The sequence below is a fragment of the Acidobacteriota bacterium genome (assembly GCA_016716905.1).
In the GTDB taxonomy this organism is placed as follows: domain Bacteria; phylum Acidobacteriota; class Vicinamibacteria; order Vicinamibacterales; family SCN-69-37; genus SYFT01.
Window position 1 is genome coordinate 454,474 of record JADJUS010000003.1, and the last position, 17,075, is coordinate 471,548.

17 protein-coding genes and 1 pseudogene are annotated in these 17,075 nt (G+C 65.0%); 10 read left to right on the plus strand and 8 right to left on the minus strand.

The genetic code is table 11. The annotated features are described in order from the left end of the window. The first annotated feature begins 1 nt into the window (after position 1). The 3 genes and pseudogenes from IPL75_02215 (at position 2) to IPL75_02225 (ending at position 3,935) form a co-directional block, all read left to right on the plus strand. A pseudogene (locus IPL75_02215) lies at positions 2-1,765 on the plus strand (Na+:solute symporter). A 32-nt stretch (positions 1,766-1,797) separates the two neighbouring features. Next, positions 1,798-2,592: a nucleotidyltransferase family protein gene (locus IPL75_02220; GenBank protein ID MBK9239083.1), complete on the plus strand. Its 795-nt coding sequence runs from the start codon at positions 1,798-1,800 to the stop codon at positions 2,590-2,592. After that, complete coding sequence (locus IPL75_02225; GenBank protein MBK9239084.1) at positions 2,589-3,935, plus strand: galactokinase; 1,347 nt, start codon at positions 2,589-2,591, stop codon at positions 3,933-3,935. Before IPL75_02220 ends, IPL75_02225 begins: the two co-directional genes overlap by 4 nt. Here the strand turns inward: IPL75_02225 and IPL75_02230 are convergent. Next, positions 3,925-4,296: a hypothetical protein gene (locus IPL75_02230; GenBank protein MBK9239085.1), complete on the minus strand. Its 372-nt coding sequence runs from the start codon at positions 4,294-4,296 to the stop codon at positions 3,925-3,927. The genes IPL75_02225 and IPL75_02230 overlap by 11 nt on opposite strands. Positions 4,297-4,341: 45 nt before the next feature. Here IPL75_02230 and IPL75_02235 point away from each other — a divergent pair, with 45 nt between their 5' ends. Together IPL75_02235 and IPL75_02240 are read left to right on the plus strand one after the other, a co-directional pair. Then, positions 4,342-4,602 carry a ferredoxin family protein gene (locus tag IPL75_02235; protein ID MBK9239086.1) on the plus strand — a complete coding sequence of 87 codons (261 nt, stop codon included), beginning with the start codon at positions 4,342-4,344 and terminating at the stop codon, positions 4,600-4,602. Further along, the gene (locus IPL75_02240; GenBank protein MBK9239087.1) at positions 4,603-5,538 is read left to right on the plus strand and encodes a type I pantothenate kinase; all 936 of its coding nucleotides are present in this window, start codon (positions 4,603-4,605) and stop codon (positions 5,536-5,538) included. It abuts the gene before it with no gap. A gap of 263 nt (positions 5,539-5,801) precedes the next feature. Here the strand turns inward: IPL75_02240 and IPL75_02245 are convergent, their stop codons facing one another. Next, a complete protein-coding gene (locus tag IPL75_02245) occupies positions 5,802-6,242 on the minus strand; it encodes an acyl-CoA thioesterase (GenBank protein ID MBK9239088.1) in 441 nt (146 codons plus the stop codon). Positions 6,243-6,268: 26 nt separating this feature from the next. Continuing rightward, a complete protein-coding gene (locus tag IPL75_02250) occupies positions 6,269-9,361 on the minus strand; it encodes a PD40 domain-containing protein (protein ID MBK9239089.1) in 3,093 nt (1,030 codons plus the stop codon). Positions 9,362-9,646: 285 nt separating this feature from the next. On the opposite strand from IPL75_02250, the gene IPL75_02255 reads away from it, so the two are divergent. After that, complete coding sequence (locus IPL75_02255) at positions 9,647-10,210, plus strand: TlpA family protein disulfide reductase (protein MBK9239090.1); 564 nt, start codon at positions 9,647-9,649, stop codon at positions 10,208-10,210. Then, positions 10,211-10,450, plus strand: a complete 240-nt coding sequence (locus IPL75_02260) for a hypothetical protein (GenBank protein ID MBK9239091.1) — start codon at positions 10,211-10,213, stop codon at positions 10,448-10,450. A 26-nt stretch (positions 10,451-10,476) separates the two neighbouring features. Here IPL75_02260 and IPL75_02265 read toward each other — a convergent pair whose 3' ends face one another. The 3 genes from IPL75_02265 to IPL75_02275 all read right to left on the minus strand — a co-directional run bounded on the left by IPL75_02265 (position 10,477) and on the right by IPL75_02275 (position 12,576). Beyond that, positions 10,477-10,653, minus strand: coding sequence for a hypothetical protein (locus tag IPL75_02265; protein ID MBK9239092.1), 177 nt, complete (start codon positions 10,651-10,653; stop codon positions 10,477-10,479). Between the two features lie 13 nt (positions 10,654-10,666). Further along, the gene (locus IPL75_02270; GenBank protein MBK9239093.1) at positions 10,667-11,533 is read right to left on the minus strand and encodes an SPFH domain-containing protein; all 867 of its coding nucleotides are present in this window, start codon (positions 11,531-11,533) and stop codon (positions 10,667-10,669) included. A gap of 332 nt (positions 11,534-11,865) precedes the next feature. After that, positions 11,866-12,576, minus strand: coding sequence for an endonuclease/exonuclease/phosphatase family protein (locus IPL75_02275; protein MBK9239094.1), 711 nt, complete (start codon positions 12,574-12,576; stop codon positions 11,866-11,868). 17 nt (positions 12,577-12,593) lie between these two features. On the opposite strand from IPL75_02275, the gene IPL75_02280 reads away from it, so the two are divergent. From IPL75_02280 to IPL75_02290, 3 genes are all read left to right on the plus strand, one after another. After that, entirely contained in the window at positions 12,594-12,896 is a 303-nt protein-coding gene (locus IPL75_02280; protein ID MBK9239095.1) for a hypothetical protein, read from the plus strand. Between the two features lie 16 nt (positions 12,897-12,912). Beyond that, positions 12,913-13,998, plus strand: coding sequence for an ATP-dependent 6-phosphofructokinase (locus tag IPL75_02285; GenBank protein MBK9239096.1), 1,086 nt, complete (start codon positions 12,913-12,915; stop codon positions 13,996-13,998). 149 nt (positions 13,999-14,147) lie between these two features. Continuing rightward, complete coding sequence (locus tag IPL75_02290; protein MBK9239097.1) at positions 14,148-14,672, plus strand: PepSY domain-containing protein; 525 nt, start codon at positions 14,148-14,150, stop codon at positions 14,670-14,672. Between the two features lie 218 nt (positions 14,673-14,890). Here IPL75_02290 and IPL75_02295 read toward each other — a convergent pair whose 3' ends face one another. Both IPL75_02295 and IPL75_02300 read right to left on the minus strand, forming a co-directional pair. Then, positions 14,891-15,895 carry an asparaginase gene (locus tag IPL75_02295; GenBank protein MBK9239098.1) on the minus strand — a complete coding sequence of 335 codons (1,005 nt, stop codon included), beginning with the start codon at positions 15,893-15,895 and terminating at the stop codon, positions 14,891-14,893. Continuing rightward, positions 15,895-17,073 (minus strand): threonine synthase, encoded by a 1,179-nt coding sequence (locus IPL75_02300; GenBank protein MBK9239099.1) that lies wholly within the window; start codon positions 17,071-17,073, stop codon positions 15,895-15,897. Before IPL75_02300 ends, IPL75_02295 begins: the two co-directional genes overlap by 1 nt. Between the last annotated feature and the right edge of the window lie 2 nt (positions 17,074-17,075).

Consider the following 17,075-nt stretch of genomic DNA (forward strand, 5'->3'; position numbering starts at 1 on the left):
CATGCAACTTACCTCGCTCGACTGGGTCATCGTTCTCGTCTCGCTGCTGGTGTCGTTTGCACCGGCGGTGTACCTCGCCCGGCGCGCGGGCCAAAGCACCACCGAGTTCTTCACGTCGGGCCGGGCCGCGCCCTGGTGGCTCATCGGCGTGTCCATGGTGGCGACGACATTCAGTACCGACACACCGAATCTGGTCACGAACCTCGTGCGCGAAGGCGGCGTGGCGGCGAACTGGGTCTGGTGGGCGTTTCTGCTCACGGGCATGACGACCGTGTTTTTTTAAGCCAAGTTGTGGCGTCGGCTCGGCGTGGTCACGGACCTCGAGTTCTACGAACTGAGATATTCGGGTCCGGCGGCGCGTTGGGTGCGTGGCTTTCGCGCGGTCTATCTCGGGGCCTTGTTCAACATCCTGATCATGGCGGCGGTGAATCTGGCCGCCGCAAAAATTGCCAACGTCCTGCTCGGCTGGCCGATCTGGGAGACGCTGCTCGTCTGCAGCGTCATCAACGTAGCGTTTGCCGCCACGTCGGGGCTATGGGGCGTACTCGTGACCGATCTGCTCCAGTTCGGCATCGCCATGACGGGCTCGGTGGCCGCCGCAGTGTACGCGCTGCGCCGGCCGGAAGTGGGCGGCCTCGAAGGGCTCTTCGCGAAAATCCCGATCGAGACGGTGGCGATGTTGCCGGACTTCGGCAACTGGAGTGTGGCGCTCCCGATCTTCATCGTGCCGCTGGCCGTGCAGTGGTGGTCCACCTGGTATCCGGGGTCGGAACCCGGCGGCGGGAGCTACATCGCGCAGCGGATGCTGGCGGCCCGGTCTGAGCGCGACGCCCTCTCGGGCACGCTGCTGTTCAACGTCGCGCACTATGCGCTGCGCCCGTGGCCGTGGATCATCGTGGCGCTGTGTTCGATGCTCGTGTTTCCGGAAGTCGCCGACATTGGTCGTGCGCTTCCTCATGTCGACCAGTCGCTCCTCGGTCACGACATGGCGTACCCGGCCATGCTCACGTTCCTGCCGGCCGGCATCCTGGGGTTGATGGTGGCCGGCCTGCTGGCCGCGTACGTCTCCACCATTTCCACGCACCTGAACTGGGGCACGTCGTATCTCGTGCACGACTTCTATCGCCGCTTCCTCAAGCCCGGTGAGACGGAAGCGCACTACGTCATGACGGGCCGCATCGTCACGGTGCTGCTCATGATCGTGGCTGCGGCCGTCACGCTGGTGCTCGAGTCGGCGCGGGGCAGTTTCAACCTGCTGCTCTCGATTGGCGCCGGCACCGGACTGCTGTACCTCTTGCGCTGGTTCTGGTGGCGAGTGAACGCGTGGAGTGAGATTGCCGCGATGGCCAGCTCGTTTGTGCTCGCGCTGATCGTGTTTATCGCGGAGCGGCAGGGGATGAACTGGCCCAGTCACATCACGCTCATCGCGACCGTGGCGATCACCACCGTAGTCTGGATGACCGTGGCGTTCTGGGCGAAACCCACGGACCCCGAGACCCTGCGCGGGTTCTACCGATTGGCGCGGCCCGCCGGCCCGGGGTGGGCGCAGGTGCGCGCCCAGTGTGGTGACCTCGCGCCTATGGACGGATTGAACAACGCCTTCCTCGGCTGGGCAGCCGGCTGCGTATTTGTCTACAGTGCGCTCTTCGGCACCGGTCACTTCCTGCTGGGCCACACGACGGCGACCACCATCTCGATGGTGCTGTTTGTGGCCAGCGGAGCCACGCTGTGGCGTCTCCTGCCTCGATTGTGGAAGACGTCGTAGCTCTCGTCCTGGCCCGCGGGCTGGGCCGCCGTATGCGTGCCGAGAGCGGCGATGGCACGCCCCTCAACGCGGCTCAGCAGGCCGCAGCTGCTGCCGGCCTCAAGGGCATGATGCCGATGCCGGGCCCTGGCCGGCGGGCCCGCCCGTTCCTCGACTACGTGCTGAGCGATCTGGCGGACGCCGGCTTCACGCGCGTCGCGCTCATCGTCGCGCCCGAAGGCGACGCCGGCGACCCTCTGCGGGAGTATTACCAGGGCGAAGGGCGCCCGGCGCGAATCTCTCTGGCGTTTGTCGTGCAGCCAGAGCCGCTTGGCACGGCAGACGCCGTGTGGGCGGCGTCGGAGTGGGTGGGTGCACATCCATTCGTCGTGTTGAATGCCGACAATTTGTATGGCGTCGCCACGCTTCGCGCGTTGCGGCACGCCGGCGGCCCTGCGCTGCCCGTGTACGAAAAAGACGAACTCGTGGCGTCGAGCGCGATTCCGCCTGAGCGTGTGGCCGCGTTCGCCCTGTTGACGATGGGAGCCGACGGGACGTTGCAGGACATTGTGGAGAAGCCGGGCCAGGCGATGATCGACGCGGCCGGGCCGCGCGCACTCATCAGCATGAATTGCTGGCGCGGCGATCGCCAGTTGATGGAGGCGTGTCGCGACGTGGAGGCGTCGCCGCGTGGTGAGTTCGAACTGCCCATGGCGGTACGTCTCGCGATGCGCCGCGGCGTGGTGTTCCGCGGCCTGCCGGCGAACGGACCCGTACTCGATCTCTCCAGTCGCGCCGACGTCAGCACCGTCGTGAATCGGCTTGCAGCCGTGGAGCCACGGCCGTGACCCTGGATTTTACCGGTCGTCTACACGCCGCCGGCTACGATCGAGTCGCGGCGCAGAGCCGGGCAGTGTGGCTTGAACGCGCGTCGGCTGAGTTTGCACGCGTCACCGGCGCGCCTCCGTTGTGGCATTGGTCAGTGCCCGGTCGCATCGAAATTTTCGGCAAACACACCGACTACGCAGGTGGGCGGTCGCTCCTCTCGGCCGTGCCTCGCGGCTTTGCCGTGGTTGGCCGGCCCCGGGCGGATGCGTGTGTGCGCGTGATTGACGCACGCCACGGTGATGTGGCGATCATCGATATCCACGATACCGAGCGCGGGTGGAAGGGCTGGGCGAACTACGTGGCGGTGACGGTGCGGCGTCTGGCCGACAATTTTCCTGGTGCGTCGCTCGGGATGGACATTGCGATCGCCAGCGATTTGCCTCGCGCGGCAGGACTCAGTAGTTCAAGCGCGCTTGTGGTGGGCATCGCCCTGGCGCTGATTCGCCGCGGTGAGCTCGACCTACGCGATGACTGGCAGCAGGTGATTGGTTCAGTCGAGGACCTGGCCTGGTACCTGGGCTGCGTGGAAAACGGTCTGTCCTACAAGTCGCTTGAAGGGACCCGGGGTGTGGGCACCCACGGCGGCAGCCAGGACCACACGGCCATCCTCGCCTGCCGCCCCGGCGTGGTGAGCCATTACAGCTTCATGCCGGTGGTGGCTCATGGCGTGTCGCCCATGCCCGAGGCCTGGCGTTTTGTGGTGGCCTCGAGCGGTGTCCACGCGGACAAGGCGGGCAGCGTCCGTGACCGGTATAACCGCGCCTCGCTGGCGGTGCGGGCCCTGGTCGCGATCTGGAACGCCGAGCATCCCGCCACACCGGCGATGTCGCTGGCGGCCGCTCTGGACAGCCACGCGGACGCAGAAGGGCAACTGCGCGCCGCCGTCCTGCGGTCGGACCCTGAGGGCTTTACCCGGGAAGACCTCGACCGGCGTTTGACGCAGTTTGTGCACGAAACTGCACGCGTGCCCCTGGCCGCGGCGGCGTTTGCCAACGCAGACTTCGCGGAATTGCACAGATTGGCAGCGGCCTCCCAGGACGGTGCCGAGCGCCTGCTGGGCAACCAGATCCCAGAAACGGTGGCACTGGTGGCGATGGCCTGCGAAGAGGGCGCGTTCGCCGCCTCGGCGTTTGGCGCCGGCTTTGGCGGCAGCGTCTGGGCCGTGGTGCCTGCCTCAGGCGCCGATGCGTTCGGCGCGGCCTGGCTGGCGAAGTACCGCAGCGCATACCGGCATCGGGATACCGCCGACTGGTTTTCGGCGGTCCGGGGACCCGGCGCCGTCGAAGTGGCCGCTACTGAATGACGATGCGGCCCTGGAGCCGGGTGTCGTTCGGCAGGTCATGGTCGTGAAACCTGCAGGTGCGCGGGGTATTGAGATTGCCGGTTTCCCGGCTCTGGCCGGGCGCGAGCAGGCCAATCAGATTCAGCTCCGGGCAGTCGGTGTGTTCCGGGTGCGGGTCGCTCGACATGTTGTGCGCCCGGGAGTCGCTGTTGACGAAGAGGACCCGTGTCCCCACCGCAATCTGAATGTTCTGCGGCGTCGCGCCGGACGCCAGGAGCGTGATTGTATTAGTCACCGACGGTGGTCCGGCGGGTGGCGTGGGTTCGGACGGCGTGGAGGAACCCCCGCCGCAGGACCCGCTGGCCACGACGATCAGTGTCACGAGGGCTGCCAGGGCGCCCGCTGGTACATGTAAAATAGGCCGCATATGGCGTACATCATTACCGAGCCCTGCATCGGCACCAAAGACACGGCGTGTGTCGACGTGTGCCCGGTCGACTGCATTCATCCCCGTAAAGACGAACCGGACTACGAAACGACCAAGATTCTCTATATCCACCCGGATGAGTGCATCGATTGCGGCGCGTGTGTGCCGGCGTGCCCGGTTGAAGCGATCTTCGCGCTCGACGAAACCCCGGACAAGTGGAAGAGCTTCATCGAAGAGAACGCGGCGTACTACCGCAAATAGGTGGGGTCGCCGTACCTCGACTTTGACCGCGGGTCGTGGGCGGCCCTCAGGGTCGCCACGCCGCTGACGCTGGGTGAGGCTGACCTCGCCGAACTGCGGGGCCTCAACGAGCGTGTGTCGCTCGCCGAAGTCGAGACCATCTATCTGGCCTTGTCGCGGCTGCTGAACCTGCACGTCAGTGCCACGCAGCGGCTGCACACGGCCACCGACACGTTTCTTGGCACCACCGGGCACGCGCCGCCACCCTATGTGATTGGAGTGGCCGGCAGCGTGGCGGTGGGCAAGAGTACGTTTGCCCGCATCCTCCGCGCGCTGCTCGCGCGATGGACCAATCACCCGCGCGTCGATCTGGTCACCACCGACGGCTTCCTCCGGTCCAACCGCGACCTCGAGGCGCGGGGGCTCTTGCACCGCAAGGGGTTTCCCGAAAGTTACGACGTCCGGAAACTCGTGCAGTTCATGGCCGACGTCAAGGAGGCGGCCGGTGCCGTCCACGCGCCCGTCTACTCGCACCAGGCGTATGACATCGTGCCCGGCGAATTCCAGGTCGTCGATCGTCCCGACATCGTGATTGTGGAAGGGTTGAACGTGCTGCAGACCGGCGACGGACTGCCCGACCGCCCCGCGCGGGTCTTCGTCTCGGACTTCTTCGATTTTTCGATCTACATCGACGCCGCCGAGGCGGATATCGAAGCCTGGTACGTGGCGCGCTTCCTGGCGTTGCGCGAGACGGTCTTCAAGGATCCGCGTTCGTACTTCCATCGGTATGCCAGCCTCACCAACGACCAGGCCATCGAGACCGCGCAGGATATCTGGCGGACGATCAACGGCGTCAATCTGCGCGAGAACATCCGTCCCACACGCGACCGCGCCCGCCTCGTCTTCGAAAAAGGCCCCGCGCACGCGGTCACGCGTATTCGCCTCCGAAACGTCTGAATCCTTCGTCTCAAAAACGGCTTCACCATGAAGCTCCATGAAGTTCCATGAAGATTTCATGGCGGCTGTCAGAAAGGCGCGGCGTTGGGAGCCCGGCTACGCCGGGGCCGCGCGATCGGAGGGAAGTCAGGAACGAACGCAGGTCGTTTTGCGCTCTGCCTGCGTTCGTTTCTGACTTCCCTCCGATCGTGCGTGCCGCCGAAGGCGGCACCCAACGCCGCGCCCTTCATGGATCTTCATGCCCTTCATGGTGGAACCTGGCGTCAAGGCGTCAGGCGTTGCTTGGCCTTGAGTCTCGCCGCGCGGCGTTCGTCGGCTTCCGCCGCTTTCTGGCGTTCCAGATCACTCGACAGCTCCAGCGGCGGAATCGGCACACGCGTGCCGCCGCGATCGATGGCGACAAACGTGAGGTAGGCGCGGCTGGTCATGCGGCGTGTCCCGGTCAGCGTCTCTTCTGAAAACACCTCGACCTCCACTTCGAGCGAGGTCGTCCACGTCGCGGTGACGCGCGCCTGCAGGATGATCATGTCGCCGACCTTGATGGAATGCAGAAACTGCAGTCCGTCAACGGCTGCCGTCACCAGCAAACTGCGCGTGTGGCGATGGCAGGCAATCGCGCCGGCGATGTCGATCAGGTGCATGACCGTGCCACCCAGGATGAACCCCAGCGGGTTGGCATCGTTGGGCAGGACGACCTGCACCATCTCGGTGTAGGAATCGGATGGCGTTCTCAGAAGTCGTATCCGATCCAGAACGAGAACTTGCGCTTGCGGAACGTCTGGCTGCCGCCTTCGGCCGCGAAGATCAGATCCTCGTAGTCCTTGTTGAACATCGTCTTCCACGACCAGTCGAAGTGCATGGGGAAGCCGAGCAGGAAGCTCTGCAGGCCGATGCCATACGACGCGCGCGCGTCCTTGAGGCGGAAGCCCGAGACCACGTAGGTGTTGGTGTCGAAGACCGGGTTGTAGACGCCGGTGGTGGGGTCAAACTCGAAGCCGAGCAGCGGCGTGACCAGTTCGTCGTTGCTGGTCCAGGGGCTGAATGACTGGCCGTTGATGCCGGCGCCGCCCACATTGAAGAACAATGTCCCGCGGATGCCACCGAGCACACCCAGCGGCGTGAGCATCGCCTCGATCAGGGGAATGCGGAGTTCCACGTTGCCGAAGAACGCCTTGTGACCGAGGAACTCGAGGTATTCGTACCCGCGCATCTCGGAGTTGCCGCCGAAGGGCAGGAACTCGGGGTTGTCGCCCCAGCTCTGCAGGCCGCGTGCGCGGAAGGCGAGCGTGCCGTTGACGCCAAGCCGCTTGTAGTACCGCGCATCCACGTCCACCGTGCGCCGCGAGAGCGACTTGCTGAACTTGGGTGACCAGGACACGCCAATGCTGGCGGTCTTGCCGGCCACAGGACCGTAATCGCGGAACACCGTGGTTTCGTGCACAAACGTCAGGCCCAGCGGAATCATGTGTCCCGACTGGAACAGCTGCGTTCCGAACTGCTGCTCCTGGTACTCCTGAGAGAGCTGCTGCAGGGCGGGGTCCTCGTACCGCTCCTGCAGGTACACGTACCCGCCCGACAGCTCCACGCGTGAGTACCGGTTGAACGGGTAGATGCCGAAGCCCGTCATGCCGCGTTGTGTGCGCACGGCCTGCGCCAGGTCGCGATCGATGAACGGCGTGAGGCCCAGCTGGTAGAGATACCCGTCGAGCTGACCGTAGAAGAACGTGTCCTGCGAAAACGCCTGCAACGCGTACTGCAGCCGGCTCTCGATGTTGATGTAGGACAACGACAACGTGCGGTACTGCGAGACGGAGGCCGCAAAGAAGTTGACCTGCTTGCCGCCCAGCACATCACTGAAGCTGATTTGCGTGCCGCCGAACAGGTCGCCGCCGCTGGTGACGCCAAGGTTCACAGGGGGCCGGCCGTCGAGCGTCATCTTCTCGAACATGCCCTTGCGGTGCATGTTCTGCTTGAGCAGCGTGTGGCTCATCGGCGGCTGGAAGTCCACGATGGGCGCCGGCGCTCCGAAGTCCGACGACGGGACGGTGAGCAGGGGCTTTTCGCGATTGATGATGTGAATGCCGTTCTGGCCCTTGTTGTAGGACACAAACGCCACCTTCATCGCGCTGCCTTCGGGCAGCGCCACGGGCGAGACGTTGCCGGTGGCCGCGTCCGTCCACTGCTTCAGTTCGCCGTTGGTCACATCAAGCGACCACACGTTCGGGATGTTGCCGTTGCGCGCCACTTCGGGCGTCAGCATCACTGCCGGGTCGGTGGCGGTGGACGTGAAGACCACCGTCTTGGGGTCCAGGAACTTCGCGCCTGTGTCGTCATGCGTGCCGAACGTCAGCTGCGTCTTGGCGCCGCCATCGAGTGCCACGCGGAAGAGTTTGTCGTTGCCGCTGATGCGCGCCGAATACACCAGCGAGCGCCCGTCGGGGGCAAACGAAGGCGCGTAATCGGCGAACGCATCGTTGGTGACGTTGGTGACCTGGCCGGTACCAAGGTCCACAACGAAGATGTCGCCGGTGGCGCCCTGGAGGCCCGAGAACGTCACCCGCATTCCGTCGGGACTGAAGGCCGGTGACTCGGGGCCGTCAATGGTGTTGAGCGCCAGCTTCTGCACCGTGCGCCCACTCACCACGTCCTGGATCACGAGCGTCTTGGACTTTTCGGTGCGCGCGAAATATGCCAGGCGATCGCCCTTGGGCGACCACGTGATCCAGGGCACCAGGTTGCCGCGCAGGCCGCCGGCCGTGGCGATGTACTCGAAGCCGCGGTCCTTGTCGAAGCCTTTCGTCAGGTTCTTCACGAACTGGCCGTCCTTGGCCGAGATGAGGATGATGTCCAGTTCCTGGTCCCGCGTGTTGCCCACGACCGCCGCGATGACGTCGCCGATGGGGGAGGGCTCAATCGACAGCACCGACACGTACGGCGTGCGGTCGCGGCGCGGCGCGAGGTCGCGGCCGTAGTCGGCCGGCCGCTCCTTGTCGCGGAACGGCTTGAACCGGTCCTTGATGTACCGATCGAACTGCTCGTCAAATTCCTCGGGCTTGAGCCGCAGCGCTTCTTCAAAGGCGCTTTCACCGCCGCCGATGACGTTCTTGCGCAGCGAAAAGAGGAACTGGCGAAGCCCGTCCTGGCCCCAACGGCTCGAGATGAATTCAAACGCCGCGTGGCCCATCGAGTAGGGCAGCCGGCCCGACAGCGGCTGGCTCTCGAATTCGCTCATGCGCGGCACGTTGTCCGAGAGCGCCGCGTCGCGCACCTGCATCAGGTCCAGCACGTTCCAGTACCCGGCCATGTAGTTGGCCAGGCCTTCATCCACCCAGAGCGGGATGGCCGATCCCAGAAGGCCGCGCGGGATCACGTCGAATTCGAAGATGTGCGTCAGCTCATGAGTGATGAGCCGGTAGAGCTGGTCGGGCGGTTCGTCGATTGGCAGCACCAGGCGATCGCGATACGGCTCGGCAAACGCGAGCACGCCTTCCGGCAGTTCGCTGCCCGAAATGTCCTGCTGCTGGAATTCACTCTGCGTCTTGAACAGCACCACCTTGGCCCGGGCCGCCAGGTCGTGTTTGAGTTCGGAACTGATGCGCACGTAGGCGCTTTCGAGATACCCCGTGATCCGTTCGAGATGGGGCTCGATCTCCGGGTAGTAGTAAATCTCGAAGTGCTCGGTTTCGTAGATGTGCCAGTCGAACTTGTCGTACTTGACGCGGTTTTTGCCGAAGTAGGGCACGTACGGCGTCTGCGCCGATGCGATTGCGGGCGCCAGTCCGATCGTCAGGACGGCCAGGGCCAGGAACAGGACAGTCGTCATGCGCGAGCGGCGCATCACCATAGGGTTACCTCGGGAATCAGGTCGTCGAACACGTTCGATTCTTACACAACTCTCACGTAGCTTACGGCGCCGGTCCCCGGCCGGATGCTTCTGCAGGTTATCTTCCGGAATCGGCCGGTTCATGTGGCTGACCAGAGACGCCAGCAAAGGTCATGCCTTGAAAGATCCCTGCAAAACTCACCTTCCGCGTGACGTTCCGTCGTCATTCGGGGACAGCACGAGGTCACTTGTGGCCACCGCTCCGGACGCGATAAGGTGGAGGTGATGAAACTCAGTACGAAGTGGATCGTCCGATGGGCCGTGGCGCTCGGCCTGGCCGGCGCGCTGGCCTTTGTGCCGCTCCGCTGGGCGATGGAGGACCATGACGAGGGAGCGGTCCCGCCTGAAGGCGTGGAGATGGCCAAGCTCGACTACATCTTGAAGGACATGAACGGGCTGGATGTGCGCCTGTCCGACTTCAAGGGCCGCCCGATGATCATCAACTTCTGGGCCACGTGGTGCGGGCCCTGCAAACACGAGATTCCGGCGTTCAACCAGTTGGTGGAAAAGTACAAAGCGCAGAACTTCATCGTGCTGGGGATCTCGGTGGATGACAAGCCCGAGGACCTGCGCCCGTTTGCCGCCGAGTTCAAGATGAACTACCCCGTGCTCGTGGGCCTGGGGCACGACGAATTGCAGGAGCATTACGGCGCGAACCCGCTGCCGATCTCATGGTTCATCCGGGCCGACGGCTCGGTGGACTATAAATTGACCGGTACCCAGTCACTCGACTGGTTCGAGGGACGCGTGAAGCGATTGTTCGAGCCCCGAACGGCGGAAGGCCAGTAGGTGGCTGTGGCCCCAGAGTCCGTCCCCCTGGCCGCCGCGCGGCTGGCCTGTGGCTGTGTCGCAGGTTTCCGCGATGGTACCGAAGGCAGTCCCATCACGGTGGTGATTACGCACAAGGCCGAAACCTGCCAGGTGCCGATTCACGTCGCCGGCCTGCCGGTGTTTGATCACCGCGAAGCCCTGCGCCCGTCCACCCGCCACACGCCCGTCGTCCAGCCCGACTTCGAAGAAGAAGGCTAGCGCGGCCTCGTAGCGCGCGCTGGGTCTCAAGCGCGCGGCTCTTTGGCTTGGCGCTCCGGAAGGCGCTTGGCCTCCGCCAGCGTCTTCCGGAGCACAAACTCAATCTGTCCGTTCAGGCTGCGCAGGTCGTCATTGGCCCAGCGCTGGAGTGCGTCGAGCAATTGACGATCGATGCGCAGCAGGAACGGCTTGCGGTCGGCCATGGGTCGTCCACCGTTACTGATAGATCGTCCCGGTGTTGACCACGGGCTGGGTGTTGCGATCACCGCAGAGCACGACCAGCAGATTGCTGACCATCGCGGCCTTGCGGTCGTTGTCGAGTTCGACCACGTCGCGCTTGGAGAGCAGGTCCAACGCCATTTCCACCATGCCCACGGCGCCTTCAACGATGCGCGAACGCGCGGCGATAATGGCGCCCGCTTGCTGACGCTGCAGCATCGCTGATGCGATTTCCGGCGCGTACGCCAGATGGTTGATGCGCGCCTCGAGCACTTCCACCCCGGCCTTCGCCAGCCGCTCCTGGACCTCCACCTTCATCTGCTCGGCAATTTCAACGGTATTGCCGCGCAGGGACTTGTGGTGTTCCTCATACGCGTCGTACGGGTAATGCGTCGCCAGGTTGCGCACGGCCGCCTCGGTCTGCACTTTGACGTAGTGTTCGTAGCTGTCCACTTCAAAACACGCTTCTGCGGTCTCAGTCACTTTCCACACCACGACCGCCGCGATTTCGATGGGGTTGCCCTCGAGGTCGTTCACCTTGATCTGCGAACTCTCGAAGTTGCGCACACGAAGCGAGATGTGTCGCTTCGTCAGGAGGGGATTCGCCCAGTGGAAGCCATCGACCTTCACACTGCCCGAGTACTTGCCGAACAGCGTCAGGACCTTGGCCTCGTTCGGATTGACGATGAAGAATCCGAAGGCGAGCACCCCGGTCACCACGAGGGCCGCCGCGCTGAGGACAAGGCCGACCGGATTCTCGACCGTCGCCGCGCTGATGATCCCCCATATAGAACCCGCTGCCGCCGCCAGCAGCACGGGAACCATTAACCAGCCTGCCAGTGTTGAACGAAGCTTCTCTCGTATCATGACCCCTCCGATTGCACAGTGATATCACATAGATACCGCCTCGTCAAGAGACAGGCTGAAAAAACTGAAGACAGGCTTTTCACCATGTAGGGCCATGAAGGTCCATGAGGGGCGCTGGGTTGGGGGCCCGGCTACGCCCGGGCCGCGCGGTCGGAGGGAAGTCAGGAACGAATACCGGTCGTTTTGCACTCCGCCTGCATTCGTTCCTGACTTCCCTCCGACCGCGCGTGCCGCCGAAGGCGGCACCCAACCCAGCGCTTCAGATAGCGTGATCCATCGACATGAAACTTCATGGAGCTTCATGCTCTTCATGGTGAAAAAGTGTGTTGCTACAGCTTGACGCGAAGGTCGGCCACCAGCGGCAGATGGTCCGACGCCATCTTGGCCAGGCGCGTGCGCGGCAGGGAGATCTGGCGCACCTCGATCTCACCCTGGTAGTAGATGTGGTCCAGGTGGAGCAGGGGGAAGAACCCCGGGTAGGTGCGGCGGCGCTTCAGGTACGGAAACAGGTCGATACTTTGCAACCGCTTGGCCAGAATGTCGGTCGCCAGGGGGCGCGACCATTCGTTGAAGTCCCCGAACAGCAACTTGGGGCCCTGCACCTTCTTGTCGTCCACCCAGGCCGCCAGGCGCATCGCCTGATACCGCCGCTCAAGCAAGGCCGTCCCCAGATGGGCGTTGTAGACCTGCAGCGTGCCCTGTCCCACGTCCACCGCCACGCGCTGGGCGCCCCGCGCTTCGCACGTCTTCCACGACAGATCGTGCTGAGAGTGGTCCCACATCGGAAACCGGCTGAGAATCACGTTGCCGAACTGGTGGTTCCTGAGCTCGCGGACGGGCGCCATGATCCAGCCCATCCCCAGAGCCGCCCCGATGATTTCGGCGTGGCCTTGGCCCGTCCCGCTCGGTCCAATGACCTCCTGTAACGCGATGACGTCGGCCTCGAGCGCGGCCAGCACATCCGCTATCCGCTCCGGCCGCGTCCGGCGGTCCATGCCGCGTGACCGATGGATGTTGTACGTGACGACTCTGAGGTCCACGGCCGTATGATAGACCCATGAGTCTGCTCGGCACCGAATTCCACGTGACCTGCCCCTGCTGCCAAAGCACGCTCGTGGTCGATCAGGGGCTGCAGCGCGTGGTGCGCCACGTGGAGGTCGAGCGTGCCGACAAGCCGAAGCTTGACGAGGCGCACGACATCCTGGCGCAGGAGAAGGCCCGTCGCGAGGCCCTGTTCGAGAAGTCGGTGGTGTCCGAGCGGGGCCGAGGCGACGCGCTCGCCAAACGCTTCGAAGACGCGCTCAAGCAGGCGCGCGAAGAACCCATCACCAAACCCACCCGCGATTTCGATCTCGACTGAGTTCCGCACCGTCCCCATGACTTCATCAGTACGCCGTATAGGTATCCTCACGGGCGGCGGCGACGCCCCCGGGCTCAACGCCGTGATTCGGGCGGTCGTCAAGTCTGCCGCCAACGCCGATATCGAGTGCATCGGCCTCGAGGACAGCTTTGACGGATTGATCTTCCCCGAGCGCTCCCGCCCTCTGACCCCACGTGACGTCACGGGCATTTTGCGTCTCGGAGGCACGATTCTCGGCACCACCAACCGGGGCAACCCGTTTGTCTATCCGGTCACGACCGGCGCCGGCTCCGCCGACTATTCCGCGCGCTGCGTCGAGAACTTTCACAAGCTCGGCCTTGATGCGCTGGTGGTCATCGGAGGTGATGGCACGCTCGCCATTGCCTACGAGCTGCAGAAACTCGGGGTGCCGATGGTGGGTGTCCCCAAAACCATCGACAACGACATCGTCGAAACCACGATGACGTTCGGGTTCGATACGGCGGTGGCGTTTGCCACCGATGCCATCGACCGGCTGCACTCAACGGCCGAAGCGCATCACCGCGTGATGGTGGTTGAGGTCATGGGCCGCTACGCCGGCTGGATTGCCTTGCACTCGGGCATCGGCGGTGGCGCCGACGTCGTACTCATTCCGGAACTGCCGTACACCCTCGAGCGGGTCGCCGAACATATCCGCGCCCGTGAACGGTGGGGCGCCAGGTTCAGCATCGTTGTGGCCGCCGAGGGGGCGTTCCCCGCTGGAGGGGCCACGTTCATCAAAGCCGCCGCGACCGCCGATCGTGTGGAACGCCTGGGCGGCGTGGGTGAGCAGGTGGCGCGCGCCCTTGAGCCGCTCACCGATAAAGAGTGCCGCCATGTGGTGCTCGGGCACCTGCAGCGTGGCGGATGGCCCACGAGTTACGATCGGGTGCTGGCCACACGCTTCGGAAGCTTCGCGGTGGAGTTGTTGCAGCAGGGCCGCTTTGGTGTGATGACCGCGCTGCACCCGCCCGATGTGGTGGCCGTGCCGATCGCGGATGTCGTCGGCCGCACACGCAAGGTGCCGTCCGACTCCGACATTGTGCGGACGGCCAAACACGTCGGCATCTGCTTCGGCGACTAGAGCGGATTCGACATCGGTGTAGCCGGACCTGAAGGTCCGGCCTCCGAAGACAGGGCAGTCCTTCCTCGGAGGCCGGGTCTTTAGACCCGGCTCGGCTCTACGGCCGCTGGTAGTAGGTGAGGGCGGCTGCCTAGGATCACGGCACACGCATGCACGGCAATGTACTGAATCGAAAACTGCACTACTGGGGAGCGGCCATCATCGCGATCCCCCTCCTGGCGCTGATCGTCACCGGCCTCCTCCTGCAGATGAAGAAGCACTGGGCCTGGGTGCAGCCTGTCGAACAGCGCGGCTCCACCAAGGCGCCGGTCATCGAGCTGAGCGGCATCCTGAAAGCGATTCGCGAGCACAGCGATCCTCACGTGGCCGTGCAGACCTGGGATGACATCAAGCGCCTCGATGTGCGGCCCGACCGGGGCGTGGCCAAGGCCACCCTGCACAACGACTACGAGGTGCAGGTGGACCTGGGCACCGGCCGCGTCATGCAGGTGGCGTATCGGCGCAGCGACTGGATCGAGACCATCCACGACGGATCGATCTTCGGCGACTGGGTGAAGTTGGGGGTGGTGCTGCCGTCGGCCTGTGTGCTGCTGTTTCTGTGGGGCAGCGGCATGTGGATGTGGATCTATCCGCTGATCAATCGCCGCAAAGTCCGCCGCCGCCGCGCGGCGTAGATCGCGGCCTTGAGACCCAGGCCGCGCTACGAGAACCGACCCAAGCTGTCCTCGTTGCGCAGCGTGGGACTCAGTCCTCGTAGCGCGGCGTGGGACTCTGTCCTCGTAGCGCGGCCTGGGGCTCTGTCCTCGTAGCGCGGCGTGGGGCTCTGTCCTCGTAGCGCGGCCTGGGGCTCTGTCCTCGTAGCGCGGCCTGGGTCTCAAGGCCGCGGCTCTTGCTATCGCGTGAGCGCCTGCACCAACTCCGCGGCGGCCGCGCGCGTCGTGGTGCCGCCGAGCGCCACCATCTGCAGGAGGCGCGCCTTGGCGCCTGAGAGTTCCCCCACGAGCAACGCGCCCGCCCGGGCCAGCCCGAGTCCGCCCCCGTCGTAGCCATAGCGGGCCGAGACCCGTCCCGAGAGGCACCGCGATGACACCGTGACCATCACGCCGCGTGTGATGGCGTCGGCCAGCGGCGGCACCACGGCCGGTGGAATGTTGCCGCGGCCGAACGCGATGATGGCCAGGCCCTGGGTGTCGCCAGTCACGTGCGCGTCCACCACGTCAGCCGCCATGCCCGTGTACACCTGCAGCAGGCCCACTCGCGTTTCCAGTCGCTCAACGCGCAAGCCCTGATCGGCCCTGGTGTCGCGCCAGGCGTGTCGTGCCGGCGGGCTTCGCCGGAAGATGACGGTCCCGGCATCAATCACACCCAGAGGACCGAACTCGGGCGAGGCGAATGCGTTCGAGCTTTCCGTGTGCACCTTCCGCACTTCGCGCGCCGGCAGGATCAAATCGTCCATCACGACGAGTACACCGAGTCCGCGGGCGGCGGGGGAGGCGGCCACACGCGCAGCGCCGAGCAGGTTGGCCGGGCCATCCCAACTCGGGTCCGACACCGTGCGCATCGCGCCTACGAGCACCACGGGTTTGTCGGAGGTGAGCACCAGGTCGAGCAGGAACGCGGTTTCCTCGATGGTGTCGGTGCCGTGGGTGATGACCAGGCCGTCGATGTCGGGCCGTTCAAGCCATGCCGCGGCGCGCCGCGCGAGCCGCCACATCTGTTCGGGCGTCACGTGCGGACCGGGCATGCGCGAAAAGTCTTCGGTCTCGAATTCAGCCACGTCGCGCAGCTGCGGCACCTGCGCCAGAATTTCAGTGGCGCCCAGCGCGGGCACGGCGGCGCCGGTGGCCGGGTCGATGCGCATTGAAATTGTGCCGCCCGTGAACAGCACGCCGATCATCAGTGGCTTTCGAGGACGTCGAGGTATTTCAGCGCGCCGCCGGTATTAAACAGCACCACGCGGTCGTCGGGTTTTACACGTCCCGACGCGATGAGCACGCGCAACGCGTGCAGCGCCGCGCCGCCTTCGGGCGCCGCGCTCACGCCTTCAAGCCGGCCGATGTCGCGCATGCCGGTGACCATATCTTCGTCAGAGACTGCGACGGCGGCGCCACCGCTCTCGCGCACGGCGCGCAGCACAAGAAAGTCGCCGATAGCGCGCGGCACGCGCAAGCCGTCGGCTACGGTATGGGCGTCTTCCCACGGCGCGGCTTTCTCCGTGCCTTCATCAAATGCGCGGATGATGGGGGCGCACCCGGCCGCCTGCACCGTCACCATCTTCGGCCGCTTCACGGGATCGATCCAGCCGAGCGCCGACATTTCGGCAAAGGCCTTCCACATGCCGACCATGCCCGTGCCGCCACCGGTGGGATAGATGATCCAGTCGGGCAGCTCCCAGCCCAACTGTTCCGCCACCTCGTACCCCATCGTCTTTTTGCCTTCGATGCGATACGGCTCTTTCAGGGTGGAGACGTCGTACCACCCCAGCGGTTTCCCGGTTTCGGCGGCGATGCGTCCGGCGTCGGTGATCAGACCGTCCACCAGCGTGACATGCGCGCCGTACAGCTCGCATTCAAGAATGAAGGGCCGCTTCACGTCGCGGGGCATGAAGACCTGCGCTTCGATCCCCGCGCGCGCCGCATACGCCGCCATGGCGTTGCCGGCGTTGCCGGCCGTGGGAATCGACAGCACCTTGGCGCCCAGATAGTGCGCGCGCGTCACCGCAGCCGACAGCCCCCGGGCTTTGAATGAGTTGGTGGGGTTGAGCGACTCGTCCTTGATGAGCAGCCGCGACAGGCCCAACGACTCGCCCAGGCGTGTCGCCTCGATCATCGGCGTCCAGCCCTCACCCAGCGTCACGGGCGTCTCGTCGTCGAGCAGCGGCATGAGCTCGTGGTACCGCCACATGGACGCCTCGCGGCCCGTCAGCGACTCCCGCGACCAGGCCCGTGCACGCGCGAGGTCGTACCGGGCCAGCAGCGGCATGCCGCAGACACAGAGGTGCTGCACCGTGCGTGGGTCGGCGGGTGGCGCCCCGCAGGGCACCGAACACTCAAGATGGGTGAAGTAGGAGGCCACGG

Coding starts and splice junctions, on each gene's coding strand:
- IPL75_02245 (MBK9239088.1), bottom strand. CDS start 6,242: ATGGTGCAGGTCGTCCTGCCCAACGATGCCAACCCGCTGGGGTTCATC.
- IPL75_02255 (MBK9239090.1), top strand. CDS start 9,647: ATGAAACTCAGTACGAAGTGGATCGTCCGATGGGCCGTGGCGCTCGGC.
- IPL75_02285 (MBK9239096.1), top strand. CDS start 12,913: ATGACTTCATCAGTACGCCGTATAGGTATCCTCACGGGCGGCGGCGAC.
- IPL75_02220 (MBK9239083.1), top strand. CDS start 1,798: ATGCGTGCCGAGAGCGGCGATGGCACGCCCCTCAACGCGGCTCAGCAG.
- IPL75_02265 (MBK9239092.1), bottom strand. CDS start 10,653: ATGGCCGACCGCAAGCCGTTCCTGCTGCGCATCGATCGTCAATTGCTC.
- IPL75_02235 (MBK9239086.1), top strand. CDS start 4,342: ATGGCGTACATCATTACCGAGCCCTGCATCGGCACCAAAGACACGGCG.
- IPL75_02280 (MBK9239095.1), top strand. CDS start 12,594: ATGAGTCTGCTCGGCACCGAATTCCACGTGACCTGCCCCTGCTGCCAA.
- IPL75_02290 (MBK9239097.1), top strand. CDS start 14,148: ATGCACGGCAATGTACTGAATCGAAAACTGCACTACTGGGGAGCGGCC.
- IPL75_02295 (MBK9239098.1), bottom strand. CDS start 15,895: ATGATCGGCGTGCTGTTCACGGGCGGCACAATTTCAATGCGCATCGAC.
- IPL75_02250 (MBK9239089.1), bottom strand. CDS start 9,361: ATGACGACTGTCCTGTTCCTGGCCCTGGCCGTCCTGACGATCGGACTG.